General features: G+C 47.4%; 11 protein-coding genes. 9 read left to right on the top strand and 2 right to left on the bottom strand.

Annotated features, from left to right (window positions below; genetic code table 11):
• Positions 1 to 13: 13 nt before the first annotated feature.
• The 9 genes from KUA50_RS05410 (at position 14) to KUA50_RS05370 (ending at position 12,482) form a co-directional block, all read left to right on the top strand.
• Positions 14 to 1,156: a DUF2027 domain-containing protein gene (locus KUA50_RS05410; RefSeq protein ID WP_218457566.1), complete on the top strand. Its 1,143-nt coding sequence runs from the start codon at positions 14 to 16 to the stop codon at positions 1,154 to 1,156.
• Positions 1,157 to 1,182: 26 nt separating this feature from the next.
• Positions 1,183 to 3,177: an NAD(+) synthase gene (locus KUA50_RS05405; RefSeq protein ID WP_218457581.1), complete on the top strand. Its 1,995-nt coding sequence runs from the start codon at positions 1,183 to 1,185 to the stop codon at positions 3,175 to 3,177.
• Between the two features lie 252 nt (positions 3,178 to 3,429).
• A complete protein-coding gene (gene ileS, locus KUA50_RS05400) occupies positions 3,430 to 7,041 on the top strand; it encodes an isoleucine--tRNA ligase (protein ID WP_218457565.1) in 3,612 nt (1,203 codons plus the stop codon).
• Between the two features lie 191 nt (positions 7,042 to 7,232).
• Positions 7,233 to 7,619 carry a TraR/DksA family transcriptional regulator gene (locus tag KUA50_RS05395; protein ID WP_022111630.1) on the top strand — a complete coding sequence of 129 codons (387 nt, stop codon included), beginning with the start codon at positions 7,233 to 7,235 and terminating at the stop codon, positions 7,617 to 7,619.
• Positions 7,620 to 8,273, top strand: a complete 654-nt coding sequence (locus KUA50_RS05390; protein ID WP_022111629.1) for a lipoprotein signal peptidase — start codon at positions 7,620 to 7,622, stop codon at positions 8,271 to 8,273.
• Positions 8,274 to 8,275: 2 nt separating this feature from the next.
• On the top strand, positions 8,276 to 9,313 hold the full coding sequence (locus tag KUA50_RS05385) for a DUF4296 domain-containing protein (RefSeq protein WP_218457564.1): 1,038 nt from the start codon (positions 8,276 to 8,278) through the stop codon (positions 9,311 to 9,313).
• Positions 9,314 to 9,497: 184 nt separating this feature from the next.
• Complete coding sequence (locus KUA50_RS05380; RefSeq protein WP_218457563.1) at positions 9,498 to 9,716, top strand: hypothetical protein; 219 nt, start codon at positions 9,498 to 9,500, stop codon at positions 9,714 to 9,716.
• A gap of 122 nt (positions 9,717 to 9,838) precedes the next feature.
• Positions 9,839 to 10,690, top strand: a complete 852-nt coding sequence (nadC, locus tag KUA50_RS05375; protein ID WP_218457562.1) for a carboxylating nicotinate-nucleotide diphosphorylase — start codon at positions 9,839 to 9,841, stop codon at positions 10,688 to 10,690.
• 163 nt (positions 10,691 to 10,853) lie between these two features.
• Complete coding sequence (locus KUA50_RS05370) at positions 10,854 to 12,482, top strand: dipeptidase (protein WP_413777450.1); 1,629 nt, start codon at positions 10,854 to 10,856, stop codon at positions 12,480 to 12,482.
• Positions 12,483 to 12,887: 405 nt separating this feature from the next.
• On the opposite strand, the gene KUA50_RS05365 is transcribed toward KUA50_RS05370, so the two are convergent.
• Both KUA50_RS05365 and KUA50_RS05360 read right to left on the bottom strand, forming a co-directional pair.
• Positions 12,888 to 14,012: an HNH endonuclease family protein gene (locus KUA50_RS05365; protein ID WP_256624320.1), complete on the bottom strand. Its 1,125-nt coding sequence runs from the start codon at positions 14,010 to 14,012 to the stop codon at positions 12,888 to 12,890.
• A complete protein-coding gene (locus tag KUA50_RS05360) occupies positions 14,009 to 15,073 on the bottom strand; it encodes an adenine-specific methyltransferase EcoRI family protein (RefSeq protein ID WP_218457560.1) in 1,065 nt (354 codons plus the stop codon). Before KUA50_RS05360 ends, KUA50_RS05365 begins: the two co-directional genes overlap by 4 nt.
• Between the last annotated feature and the right edge of the window lie 317 nt (positions 15,074 to 15,390).

Raw genomic sequence — 15,390 nt, 5'->3', positions numbered from 1 at the left:
ATAGAAAACAAAGATGAAAATAGGTGATAAAGTAAGATTCCTGAGTGAAGTGGGAGGAGGAAAGATCTCCGGCTTCCAGGGTAAAGATATCGTGATGGTGATGGACGAGGATGGCTTCGAGATTCCTACTTCCATCCACGACGTGGTAGTGGTGGAGCAGGACGACTATGCCATGGGTAAGATGATTTCTGCCAAGATGGATGCCAAGCAGGCTGCTGAGGAACGTGCCAACACGGAACTGAAGAACGACAGTCGAAGCATCAAGTCTATCCTCAACCTGCATGATGTGGAGGTGGATATGAATGTGGACGAATATGATGCTGCCGACCGTGAGATTACCTTCCAGGCTCCAGCCCGTGAGCGTGACGGCGGCAACAAGCTCAGCGCTTATCTTGCCTTCGTACCGGTGGATATCAAGGAAATCACGAATACCCGTTTCGAGACTTACTTCGTCAACGACAGCAACTATTTTATCCAATATACCTATCTCGTAGCTGAGGGTAATGCCTGGACGCTGAAGGGCTGTGGAGAGGTAGAGCCTAACACGAAGCTCTTCATCGAGGAATTCGGTCGTGACGTGCTTAATGAGATGGGACATATCGCCATCCAGATGGTGGCCTACAAGAAGGATAAGCCTTTCCTCCTCAAGCCTGCTACCGACGTGCAGTTCCGCCTGGATCCTGTGAAGTTCTACAAGTTGCATCTCTTCGAGGAGAATGATTTCTTCGAGACACCTGCCTTGCTCTTCACCATCGTGGAGAATGATGAGGTGGCAAGACCATTGGTCGTTGACTCCAAGAGATTGAAGGAGCAGATGTATAAGGACGAGAAGATCGTCGCCAACGAGAGCAAGAAGAAGCAGAAGAAGGACGATGGCACGGTGGTTATCGACCTACATGCCGACGAGGTGCTGGAGACGACCGCAGGCATGAACTCCGCCGACATCCTGCATTATCAGATGGATGTGTTCAAGAAGACGATGGCGGAGTACAAAAATAAGAAAGGACAGAAAATCATCTTCATCCATGGCAAGGGCGAGGGCGTGCTCCGTCAGGCAATCGTGCATGAGTTGAACTACCGCTATAAGTCCTGCTCTTATCAGGACGCTTCCTTCCAGGAGTATGGTTATGGAGCAACTCAGGTTACGATTAAGTGAAGAACGAAGAGTGAAGAATTATGAATATGAAATATGGCTTTATGAAGGTGGCAAGTGCAATCCCAGCAGTACGTGTGGGAGATGTCATTTTCAATACTCAGAAGATAGAAGAACAGATTATCTTGGCTGAGGGCAAGGGTGTGGAGGTGATTACTTTCCCTGAACTTTCGCTCACGGGATATACCTGTCAGGATCTTTTCCGCCAGCAAATCCTGTTGGAGGCAACGGAACAGAGCGTGATGATGCTGCTCGATTTCACCCGCAAACTCGATATCATCGCCATCGTGGGCGCTCCTGTCGTGGCTGGCGATCTGTTGCTCAACTGTGCAATCGTCATTCAGCAGGGACAGATATTGGGCATCGTGCCGAAAACTTACCTGCCCAACTACTGTGAATTCTATGAGAAGCGATGGTTTGCATCTGCTCAGGACCTCCGTGAACAGGAAATCCGTTTTGCCGGACATAAGGTGAAACTGACTCCTGACGTGCAGCTCTTCCGTACCTTTGACGGATTCCAGTTTGGTGTGGAAATCTGTGAGGACGTTTGGGCTCCTGCGCCTCCAAGCAACAAGTTGGCTTTGGCGGGTGCTGACATCATCTTCAACCTCTCGGCTACAGATGAGCTGATAGGCAAGAACAGTTATCTGAAGAGTCTGCTCTCCCAGCAGAGTGCCCGCACGATAACGGGCTATGTTTACAGTTCCTGCGGATTTGGTGAGAGCACCCAGGATGTGGTCTATGGAGGCAATGCCCTGATCTATGAAAACGGTGCACTTTTAGGTGAAAGTGAACGTTTTAGCTTAGAGGATCAAATGGTTGTGGCTCAGATAGATGTGGAGAAGCTCCGTTCTGAGCGTCGCACCAATTCTACCTACGTGAATGCCCAGCGAAATATCAAATATTCCGTGCTCAATAAGCAGTTTGGTATCTCCGTGATAGATACACATCCTGCCGAGAATGTCCGTGATTTTGTATTGGAGCGAGAAGTGAATCCGCATCCTTTCATCCCAGCTACTGCCGATATGAAGGCTTCCTGCGAGGAGATCTTCAATATCCAGGTGATGGGTTTGGCGAAGCGCATCGTACATACCCATGCCAAGACCGTGGTGGTGGGCATCAGTGGTGGACTCGACTCTACGTTGGCTTTGTTGGTTTGCGTGAAAACATTCGATAAATTGGGCATGAACCGCAAGGGCATCATCGGTGTCACTATGCCGGGATTCGGAACCACCGACCGCACCTACAATAATGCCATCACGCTGATGGAGAGTCTCGGCATCACCATCCGTGAAATCAGCATCGCCAAGGCGGTAACCCAGCATTTCGAGGACATCGGGCATGATATGGAGGTGCATGATGTAACCTATGAAAATTCGCAGGCGCGCGAGCGTACACAGATACTGATGGATCTTGCCAACCAGTGTGGCGGTATGGTAATCGGTACGGGTGACCTCTCTGAGTTGGCGCTCGGTTGGGCTACCTATAATGGCGACCACATGAGTATGTATGGCGTGAATGCCAGCATCCCTAAGACATTGATTCGCCACTTGGTCAACTATGTGGCTGAGAGTGGGGTGGACGAGCAGAGCCGCATCACTTTGCAGGATATCATCGATACGCCGATCAGTCCGGAGCTGATACCTGCCGACGAAAATGGCAATATCAAGCAGAAAACGGAAGATCTGGTGGGACCATACGAGTTGCACGATTTCTTCCTATATTACTTCCTTCGCTTCGGCTTCCGTCCTTCCAAAATCTATCTTTTGGCAAAGAAAGCCTTCCTTGAATCACAAGGTGAACGAGTGAAGATAAGTGATAATGACCCAGATAGTTATGATGAAGAAACCATCAAGAAATGGCTCAAGACATTCGTGCGTCGTTTCTTCAATCAGCAGTTCAAGCGCAGTTGCTTGCCTGATGGTCCGAAAGTGGGTAGCGTGAGCCTTAGCCCACGTGGCGACTGGCGTATGCCTTCGGATGCCACTTCTACCATCTGGTTGCAGGAAGCAGAAAGCCTGTAGGCTTGGTGTAGGAGTTATAGACCTGGTCAGGCTTTGAAATAATGATTTAAAAGTAATGATTATGGGATGGTTTCCGTTGCCAGCCCTACATGATATTGTTTCCCGATTTAAGCATCAAGAGCGATTCTGATGTTTAAATCGGGATTTTTAATGGAAAAATTATAGAAATTTAAAAGCGATTATTCGGTGGAAAGATATTTTTTTCGTAACTTTGCGCCCAAAAGTAAAAATAATAATAAATATACAGATAATATGGCTAAGAAATTTGCCGAGCACAATGGTCTGAATTTGACAAAGACCAACAATGACGTTTTAGCAGAGTGGGAGAAGAACGACATCTTCCACAAGTCTATTGACGAGCGTGAAGGCTGCCCTCAGTTTATCTTCTTCGAGGGACCTCCATCAGCTAACGGCCACCCGGGTATTCACCACGTGTTGGCTCGTAGTATCAAGGATACATTCAACAGATACAAGACTATGAAGGGTTTCCAGGTACACCGCAAGGCGGGATGGGATACTCACGGACTTCCTGTTGAACTCGGTGTCGAGAAGGAACTTGGCATTACCAAGAAGGATATTGACAACAAGGCTTCTGAGAAGTATATCTCTACAGAGGACTACAACCATAAGTGTCGCGAGAACGTGATGAAGTTCACCGCTGAGTGGCGCGAGTTGACCGAGAAAATGGGTTACTTCGTTGACCTCGATCATCCTTATATCACTTACGATAACAAGTATATTGAGACCCTCTGGTGGCTCCTCAAGCAGCTCTATAACAAGGGCTTGCTCTACAAGGGTTACACCATCCAGCCTTATTCTCCAGGCGCAGGTACCGGTTTGAGTTCTCACGAGTTGAACCAGCCTGGTTGCTACCGCGACGTGAAGGACCTCACCACCACAGCCCAGTTCCTCATCAAGGATCCTAAGGCTGAGTGGACCAAGTGGGGTAAACCATATTTCATCGCATGGACTACTACACCTTGGACTTTGCCATCAAATGTGGCTCTCTGTGTGGGTCCTAAGATTGACTATGTAGCCATCGAGACCTACAACCTCTACAATGGCGAGCCTATGACACTCGTGATGGCTGAGGCGCTGGTAGGTTCTTATCTGAAGGCTGACCAGGAGTGCAAGGAGGGCGATCTCCTTCCATTCGACAAGGAGAAGAAGCAGTGCCCATGGCGCATCATCGACCACATGAAGGGTACCGACCTCGAAGGTTTGCACTACGAGCAGCTCCTTCCTTGGGTGAAGCCATGCGAGAAGGTAGATGCTTTCGCGCCTCAGTTCGTTACAGAATATGCTGCTGCTCATCCTGAGAAGGTATTTGCTTCTGAGGATGGTCGCGATAAGTTCGTTGAGATGGACAGTGAGGCTTTCCGCGTCATCCTCGGCGACTACGTTACTACCGATGACGGTACAGGTATCGTGCACATCGCTCCTACATTCGGTGCCGATGACGCCAAGGTAGCCAAGGATGCCAACATCCCTGCGCTCTACCTTATTAATAAGAAGGGCGAAACCCGCCCAATGGTTGACCTGCAGGGTAAGTTCTATCTCATCGAAGACCTCGATGCCAACTTCGTAAGCGCTTGCGTCAACAAGGAGGCATACGCTCATCACGCAGGCGACTACGTGAAGAATGCCTACGACCCACAGTTTAATGTGGATGGTGTTTGGGACAAGAAGGCTTCTGATAAGGCTGAAGACCTGAACATCGTAATCTGCTACGAGTTGAAGCAGGAGGGCAAGGCTTTCAAGAGTGAGAAGCACGTGCACAACTATCCTCACTGCTGGCGTACCGACAAGCCTATCCTCTATTATCCATTGGATAGCTGGTTTATCAAGGATACTGCCCGCAAGGAGCGCATGGTAGAACTCAACAAGACCATCAACTGGCAGCCTGAGAGCACTGGTACAGGCCGTTTCGGCAACTGGCTTGAGAACCTGAACGACTGGAACCTTTCACGTTCCCGCTTCTGGGGTACTCCATTGCCAATCTGGCGTGACGAGAACCGTGGCGAGAAGTGTATCGGCAGTCTTGAGGAACTCTATGCTGAAATCGAGAAGTCTGTGGCTGCCGGTATCATGCAGAGCAACCCATTGAAGGAGAATGGTTTCGTTCCTGGCGACTACAGTCAGGAAAACTATGATAAGATTGACCTCCACCGTCCATACGTTGACAAGATTGTTTTGGTTAACGAGGAGGGCAAGCCAATGTATCGTGAGAGCGACCTCATCGACGTTTGGTTCGATTCAGGTTCAATGCCTTACGCCCAGCTCCACTACCCATTCGAGGGTGAGATGGCTCGTGGCACAGAGGCAGACCGCGATGCACTCATCCACAGCACCTACGAGGGATATGCTATTCCTCCTAAGTTCTATCCAGCCGACTTCATCAACGAGGGCGTGGATCAGACCCGTGGATGGTTCTTCACCCTGCACGCCATCGCTACCATGGTATTTGATAGCGTAGCTTTCAAGAACGTCATCTCTTCTGGTCTCGTGCTCGATGCTAAGGGCAACAAGATGAGTAAGCACGTGGGCAATGTGACCAACCCATTCGAGATGATCGATAAGTATGGTGCCGACCCTGTTCGTTTCTATATGATGACCAACAGTGAGCCTTGGGACAACCTCAAGTTCGACCCTAACGGTGTAGATGAGACCCGTCGCAAGTTCTTCGGTACCTTATATAATACATACAGCTTCTTCGCCCTCTATGCTAACGTAGATGGTTTCGATGCAGAGGCTGCTCAGGTGCCATTCGAGAAGCGCCCAGAGATCGACCGCTGGATTCTCTCTTCACTCAATACCCTCATCAAGGGCGTTGACAGAGAGTTGGCTGGCTACGATCCAACCCGCGCAGGCCGTCTCATCGACGCTTTCGTCAACGACGACCTCTCTAACTGGTACGTTCGTCTGAACCGTAAACGTTTCTGGGGTAAGGAGATGAGCGAGGATAAGTTGAGCGCTTACCAGACTCTCTATACTTGTCTGATGACAGTGGCTAAGCTCTTGGCACCATTCGCTCCATTCTATGCTGACGAGTTGTATCACGACTTGGGCGGCGAGTTGGAGAGCGTACATCTCGACAAGTTCCCTGTAGCCGATGAGGCTGCTATCGATGCAGACTTGGAGGAGCGTATGGCCATCGCCCAGAAGATTACTTCTATGGTATTGGCATTGCGCCGCAAGGTGAACATTAAGGTGCGCCAGCCACTCCAGCAGATCATGATTCCTGCCGTAGATGATGTACAGAAAGCACACATCGAGGCTGTAGCTGGTCTGTTGAAGAACGAGGTGAACGTGAAGGAGGTGAACTTCATTGAGGGTCAGGGCATTCTCGTGAAGAAGGTGAAGTGTAACTTCAGAGTGATGGGTAAGAAGTTCGGCAAGCTGATGAAGGGTGTTGCAGCCCAGATGTCAGCACTCGATCAGGACCAGATTGCAGCTTTCGAGAAGGCAGGCAACATCACATTGAATATCGACGGACAGGAAGCCGTAGTAGAGGTAGCCGACGTGGAGATTATCTCTGAGGATATCCCAGGATGGCTCGTATCTAACGAGGGCAATCTGACCGTAGCGCTTGAGGTAGAGTTGACTCCTGAATTGAAGAAGGAGGGTATGGCTCGTGAGTTGATCAACCGTATCCAGAACCTCCGCAAGGAGACCGGCTTGGAGATTACCGACCGCATCAACGTAACTGTGGCTTCCAATGAGGAGACCAATGCAGCCATCGAGGCATTCGGCGACTACATCAAGGGTCAGGTATTGGCAGACAGCATCGAAATCGGTGACAACGCAGGCGTTGAGACCGAGTTTGATGACTTTAAGTTGAACATTCTCGTAGAGAAGAATTAAATCATGTAAGGAGTTAGAAGTAAGGAGTCAGGAATATCCCCGAAAAGCAGAGACGGAGTCCCTCCCGAGTGGAGCCGGAATTCCCCTCAAGAAGGAGTTTCCCCAACTGTTTGCTTCTAACTTCTGCTGTTTATCCGGAAACAAAAATAACTAAATAAACAAGATTAATAACTGCATAACAATAAATGTCTATGGCTAACGAAAAACTACGTTATAGCGACGAGGAGCTCGAGGAGTTCCGCGCTATTATTGAAGAGAAATTGAAAGTGGCTCGTTTGAACTACAAGGAGATGATGGCTCAGCTGAATCATTCCGACAGTAATGATATCGTAGATACATCACCTACCTACAAGGCTCTCGAAGAGGGTAGTGAGGCCCAGAGTAAGGAAGAGATCATACAGATGGCACAGCGCCAGCAGAAATTCATCAAGGGTTTGGAGGCAGCGCTGGTCCGTATCGAAAACAAGACTTATGGTATCGACCGTGAAACTGGTGAGCTGATTCCTAAAGAGCGTCTTCGTGCTGTTCCTCATGCCACATTGAGTGTAGCTTCCAAGGAGGCAAGAAATCGTAAATAAATGAAAGAAAATAAAAAGGTAAAGACAGGCTGGCTCGTCACGGCAATGGTAGTGATTCTCTTGATTATCGACCAGATTATCAAGCTCTATATCAAAACCCATTTTTGCCTTGGCGAGTCGGTTCGTGTTACAGATTGGTTTTATATTGAGTTCGTCGAGAATAATGGTATGGCATGGGGCATGTCGTTCATCGGCAAGTTCTGGCTCAGTCTGTTGAGGCTTGTTGCCATCTGTGTGCTGTTCTGGTATCTGCGCCGCATCATTCAGCGCGGAACCCACCGCAAACTGTACATCTATCTCGTGGCATTGGTACTGACGGGTGCCATCGGCAATATGCTGGACTCCATCTTCTACGGTCTCATCTTCACGGCTTCATCCACCGAATATGTTTCCTATATGGTGCCTTTCGGAACGGGTTATGCTGGTGTGCTGATGGGCAAGGTGGTGGATATGTTCCGCTTCCCATTCTTCACTTATACGTGGCCAGACTGGGTGCCTTTCTTTGGAGGGCAGCATGGTACTTTCTTCGACCCGGTATTCAATTTCGCTGATTCCTGCGTTTCTGTAGGTGTCATCTCGCTCCTACTTTTCTGTCGTAAGGAACTGGAACAGTTGGGAGGAGGAAAGAAGGAAAATGAACAAGAAAAGGAATAAGAATGAAATCATTGAATAAAGCATTTTGGGGTATATTCTTGGGTATCAGCTTCTTGGCAAGCATTGCTTCTTGTAAGCCTTCGGTGCCGGGAGAGTATCTTTCCGAGAAGGAGATGGAGAATGTGCTCTACGACTTTCATATTGCTGAGGCGATGGCCAACGATAATTCCCGCCAGGATGGAGGTGCAGCGATGATTACTTATCGAGAGGCTGTTTTCAAGAAACATGGCATTACGGCTGCTGAGTTTGATTCGTCGATGGTCTATTATATGCGCCATACGAAACTGCTCCACGACATCTATGTGAATTTGGGCGACCGGCTTACTGCTGAGGCGCAGGCGATGGGTGCTGACGTCAGTGATTTGAACAGTCTGGGCAATATGGTTTCCAGCGATACTGCCAATATCTGGAAGGGTCCTTCTGCGATGGTGCTCAGTACTTACAAGCCTTACAACTATTATAGTTTTGAGGTGCCGGTGGATACTTCGTTCCATAAGGGCGATAAGTTGATGCTCAATTTCCAGGCGCAGTTCCTCTTCCAGGAGGGTATGCGCGATGGTGTGGCGATGCTTGCCGTCACCTTCAAGAACGACAGTGTGGCTTACAGCAATTCCCGTATGTCCAGTTCGCAGAGTTATTCTATTCAGGTGGAAGACCGCGACAGTTTGGGCATCAAGAGTGTGAAGGGATATTTCCTCCTGAACGTGGGCGATTTCGGTGGTGCAGAATCCTATACCACCATGAAGCTGATGTTCGTACATCATATCAGGCTCGTGAAGCTTCGCATGAAACCGCAGCCGATGGGAAATCAGAATGTAGCAGGGGATTCTGCCAATGCTCGAAATGGGGGGCCTAATGCTCCGGGGAATCCAGGTTCTGGATCAACTCCTGGTTCGGTTTCAGGCTCATCTGCTGGTTCTCCATCAGGTTCATCGGTTTCTCCTGTATCAGGCCGTTCTCTTCCTCTTCGTCCTCAATTATCCGGTCCTGGCGGTTCTGCCGTTCCGCCAGACAGACTTCAGAAGATAGAAGTGAAATGATAAGGATTGGAAAGATTGAAGGAAAGAGAATTTAGGAAAAGATTCCTTCTAAATAATAAAAAGAGAGAAACTCTCTCTTAAGGGGCTTTTAAAAAGAAGAGAAAAGTCCCCCTAAAAAATAAGGGGATTTTAGAGGGAATTAATGATAAAGGAGGATGAAAGAAGATAAGAGGAGGAAATGGGAATGGAAGAAATCAGAAGGTGCGGCGCTCATGAGGTTCGACTTCCGGGAGGTGACAGACTGCAGCAGGCTGTGGTGGAACTGATGGAAGGAAGGGTGGTCAACTATTTCGAGTTTCGGGATGAACTTCCCATGACGGAATGGTTGGGCGGACTCATCGAGGTGAAATGCGATGAGGAAGGAATCCGGAGAGCCTACTGGAATGGAAGAATTTTAGAATAAAACTGAGGTCGAAGCTTCAGATGCAGAGCTAAGGCTTTAAAAAAGAAACTAAGGCTTCAGATGCAGAGCTAAGGCTTTAAAAGAATAAAAACAAGAATCATTAATTTTTAAAAAGGATATTTATGTTAAGCGTAGATCAATTAGAAGACAAGTTGATTGACTTGGCATTTGCTGAGGATATCGGTGATGGTGACCACACAACCCTTTGTTGCATCCCTGACGATGCGATGGGCAAGAGTCATCTGCTTATCAAGGAAGATGGTGTGTTGGCTGGTGTAGAGATGGCCAAGAAGGTGTTTGCTCGCTTTGATCCTACCATGAAGGTGGAGGTTCTCATTCAGGATGGTACTCCTGTGAAGAAGGGCGACATCGCGATGATCGTGACTGGAAAGACCCGTTCTCTCCTCCAGACTGAGCGCCTGATGCTCAACATCATGCAGCGTATGAGCGGTATCGCTACCATGACCGCCAAGTACGTGAAGCGCCTTGAGGGTACCAAGACTCATATCCTGGACACCCGCAAGACTACTCCAGGTCTCCGAATGCTGGAGAAGCAGGCTGTGAAGATCGGCGGCGGTATGAACCATCGCATCGGTCTCTTCGATATGATCCTGCTCAAGGACAACCATATCGACTTCGCTGGTGGTATCGACAATGCTATCGACCGTTGCCATGCTTACCTCAAGGAGAAGGGTCTCAACCTGAAGATCGAAATCGAGGTGCGCAGCTTTGATGAGCTCGACCAGGTTTTGAAGCACGGTGGTGTAAACCGTATCATGCTCGACAATTTCTCTGTGCCTGATACCAAGAAGGCGGTGGATATCATCGCTGGCAAGTATGAGACTGAGTCTTCTGGCGGTATCACCTACGATACCATCCGCGACTATGCCGAGCAGGGTGTGGATTTCATCTCTGTAGGTGCCTTGACACATAGCGTGAAGGGCTTGGACATGAGTTTCAAGGCTTGTGATTAAGAGTGATTTAAGTGAAGAGGGAAGAGTGAAGAATTCAAATGCTTTTCTCTTTGTTCTTCTGAAATAATTTTGTGGAGTTAGGAGACTTTTCTAACTCCACATTGCATTTAGGTGTATATTAATAAAGGTATATTTTATGAATAAGATTTTTGCTTCGGCCTTGATGGCTGTGGCTATGATGGGCAGTGTATCTGAGGCTGATGCCTGCACTAATTTCATCGTGGGCAAGAAAGCATCTGTAGATGGTTCGGTGATGTGCTCTTACAGTGCCGACGACTATGGTATGTTCCAGAATCTCGCCCATTATCCTGCGGGCAAGCATGCCAAGGGCGAGATGCGCAAGATTTTCGACTGGGATACCAATGTTTATCACGGAGAGATTCCTGAGGCTGCCGAGACCTACAGTGTTATCGGTAATATCAACGAATATCAGGTGACCATCGGCGAGACTACCTATGGTGGTCGCGAGGAAATGGTGGATTCTACCGGTATCTTAGACTATGGCTCACTCATCTACGTGGCTTTGCAGCGCAGTAAGACCGCTCGCGAGGCTATCAAGGTGATGACTACACTGGCGCAGACCTACGGTTATAATTCAGAAGGTGAGACCTTTACCATTTGTGATCCTAACGAGGCTTGGATCATGGAGATGATGGGCAAGGGACCGGGCAGCAAGGGCGTGGTCTGGGTGGCTCAGCGCATCCCTGATGAGGCTATCTGTGCCCATGCCAATCAGAGTCGCATCGGCAAGTTTAATATGAAGGACAAGAAGAATGTCATGTTTGCCAAGGACGTGGTAGCCTTTGCACGCAGCAAGGGCTGGTTCAGCGGCAAGAATGCTGACTTCTCCTGGAAGATGGCTTATGCCAAACCAGATTTCTCGGGTCGCCGCTTCTGCGATGCCCGTGCTTGGGCTTTGCTCAACCACTTCAAGGATATGAGCCGTTATCTGCCTTGGGCACTCGGCAAGGATCCGAATGCTGAGGATATGCCACTCTGGGTGATTCCTGACAAGAAGGTGAGCGTAAAGGATGTAGAGGCTTGCATGAGAGACCATTATGAGGGTACTCCGCTCTCTGTGGCTGATGGCGATGATATCGGTGGCGGTATCTGGCAGATGCCTTACCGTCCAACTCCTCTGACATTCAAGGTGGATGGCAAGCAGTGCTTCAACGAGCGCCCTGTCAGCACCCAGCAGAGTGGTTTCGTATATGTGAGCCAGATGCGTTCCTGGTTGCCACGCGAGATCGGTGGTGTGCTCTGGTTTGGCAATGATGATGCCAACATGGTGGCCTTTACACCTATCTACTGCAGTTCTACCGTGCGTCCAGAGTGCTACAATACGCCTGGCGCAGATGCCGTGACCTTCAGCGACAAGAATGCTTACTGGGTTTGCAATATGGTGAGCAACATGGTTTATCCACGTTACAGCCAGTTGTTCCCAAGTTTGAAGGAGGTTCGCGACAGTCTCGACAACAGTTATTTTGCTGCCCAGAAGCAGGTGGAGGACAAGGCGCTCGAACTCTATGCCCAGAATCCTCAGCAGGCAGTGAAGTACCTCAACGATTATGGTGTAGAGAAGGCGCAGCAGATGCTCGGTCGCTGGAAGCAGCTCCATACTTATCTCGTGGTGAAGTATAATGATATGATCATCAAGCCAACCACCAAGAATGGAACTTTCGAGCGTACGAAGGAGGGTCTCGGTGCACGCCCAGTTCGTCCGGGATATCCAGAGAAATATGCTCGTGAGCTAATCAAGCAGACTGGAGATAAATTCGTTTGTCCTGAGTAGAAACTCAGGACCTGCGGGTTCTCCTTGTTCCCCTTTGTCAACCAGAAGGCTGCCAACAAAGGTGAATGAGGCTCACCAGAAAGCCCATGATGCTATCAATGATGCTGCCAACAAGACCTTGCATGATTTGGCGAGATAAAGATTAAATAAGTTGAATACAGGAATGCCTGGCTTCTTATTCTCTTCTTGGGGAGAAATAGAAGCCAGGCTTTTTTTATTGGGAAATCTGTGTAGGAGTACCGATGAAGTATTTCATCGATTATGTAAGGGTGTATCAGAAGAAATAATTCCGCCAACTGCCACAACGAAAAAGCGCCAACTGCCACAACGAAAAAGCGCCAACTGTCACAACGAAAAAGCGCCAACTGCCACAATAGAATAGGAGAATAACAAGGTTTAACTATTTTATTTGCTCCCCTTACTACGATTGCACTGTCGGCAAAGCATTTGGCAATTTTTGATGTCGGTTCTTCCACCTTCTCGCCAAGGCTTGATGTGGTCGCCCTCCATAAATTCAAAGTCAAACTCTTTGCCACAGATGGCGCATTTATGGTTCTGTTTTTCCCATATTGCCTTCTTAACCTTATCCTTAAAAGTACGAAGATCCAGATAACGCTCATCGCCAGTTAACACGTAAGGAATAATACCATTTGGCTTCTGAATCTCATCATCACCGATAAGATCTGAGATTCTATCCTCCATCGCCTTGATATCCAATGGCTGTTCATGATATTTGTCATAAAACAAAGCCCAATCCACACCCTTCATGATGATTTTGAATTTCTTCATGTTGAAAGTAGAAATGGCCCAATTCAGTACGTTTTGAAAATAAGTCCAAAGAGGAATGGCATTCTTGTCGTGTTGATGAATCGCCATATAGCCAACGGCACTTTGTGGCTTTCCATTGCGAGTTTCATGTTCCGCCATCCACTCTAAAGCCTTTTTGAAAAAGTCTTGGCGGATAGGTGAACCATTTACCAAATCCTTACCTAGGCGATAAGCCCCGCAATTGCTTTTGGAGAAATGGTGTTTTGCATCACTAACGAAAGGCCCTGCATAAACTGCATTGCGGATTTCTTGCTCATTCAATGGCTTGCCGGCAATATTGATGGTCTTGAACCATTCCTGTTTTTCTGACTCCTTACCTTCACAAACATATACTGTCAGCTTATAGTCGAGAATTTTCTTCTGATCATCGGCTGGTTGATTATCGAAATATTTAAAATCAACTGCAAATTTTCCTGCTACGTACTGACATAGTGAAAGAGTGCGTTGCTGTCCGTCCATTACCTCATAAGGACATTCTGCATCATCACTTCTCTTCACCCAGTACATTACATTGAGCGGATATTTATTAAGCACGGTGTTGATGACGGCACGTTGTTCGGTTTCGTTATAGATGAATTCTCGCTGATAAGGTGGACGGATATCCAAAAGCCCATTATAGCCACGTACTCCTTGTTCTTCATTGTTGATGTAACCCTTGGTTATCTCACCGATGGTTACTTCAAGTTGTTTAATTGTCATCATAATGTTTGTGGATGTTTGTTACGGATCAATATTCTACTATAAGGACATTTGTGTTTACCTTCTTTGGTATAGGCCAAATCTGTTCGTCCTCTATAATTTTTTGTAATTCCTATTTCCTTAGCTAAATCTCCATTACCGAGACCGATAATTTCAAATTGTTCAGGATTAAATGCGTAAAGCATGGTGTCGGGTACTCCCATAATCCCATCATAATCACAGGGAATATCAATAGTTTTGCTGACATCTATAGCATCGAAATTGTCGTATTTAGGATAATCATCTTTTGAATAACGACAAACCATTACTAACATTTCATGACGTTTAGAAATTTCGAGATTAGTAAACCAGGTAACGCCTGAAACACGAATCATATTTTCCCGATGATTGGCAGCTGTTGCGATGTCCTCATATGGAGAATAAAAATGAGCTGCACAACCTTTGAAGCCATAACCTAACCAAAGTTGATTGTTTTTAATTAAAGGAAAAACTTCTTTGTAATGAATCGCATTCTGAGGACCAATTATCAGGAACTTCTTATCATATTTCATCAACTGCCCAATATACTCTCGGAACAAAGAGAATGGAGGATTTGTAACTACGATATCTGCTTCTTTTAGGAGTTCAATGCATTCGCTTGAACGAAAGTCGCCAGTCTGCAATATCGACATCACGTTCTTGTCGTTCTCCAAAAGATAACGAACATCCGATAGGTCAACAGCCCCATCTCCGTTTTCATCTTTTACTTCCGTAATCTCCACTTTGTAGGCAATTTTCTTTGGTTCTTCATCGCCAAATCCTTCAAAATGGAGCATGAGTTCATTGCCCGTTACAGGAGAACCATTATAACAGGTACAAATAAGTTTCTTCAAACCCAACTGGTTGAAGCGAAGAGCAAAATACTTAAAGAAGTTGCTTTCGTAGGGATCATCACAATTACAGAGCACAACCTTCCCGCGGAAGTGCTGCCAATAATGCTGCAATTCTCGCTCTATGTCAGAAAGTTGAGTATAGAACTCATCCTTCTTTGCCGTCTTGGCGGCATTCAGATTTTTGTTTGCCATATACTTTTGATTGATAGTTATAAGACAAGACATCTGCAAACAACTATCAATCCGCTAAGACGCAAAAAGGGCGTGATGCCTCTTATCGCGTTTAGCACGGGGCGGCGTCGGATGGAGCCCCAGATCTACCATAAGAATGCATCACGCCTATAGCGTGCTTGCATTGCTTTACCTGGTAGATAAGGGGCTTCATACGAAACATATATATACGAGCCACCTATCACATATTATTTCCGTGCTTGTTATTCCAAATGAGTTTCCGACGCTCTTGGCTAAACGCGAAATAATAGCGAATGCTTTTTTTACCAACGATGTCT

It is taken from the genome of Segatella hominis, from assembly GCF_019249725.2.
Taxonomy (GTDB): Bacteria; Bacteroidota; Bacteroidia; order Bacteroidales; family Bacteroidaceae; genus Prevotella.
The sequence above is the reverse complement of the archived record's forward strand: the minus strand, read 5'-3'. Positions and strand labels throughout refer to the sequence as shown.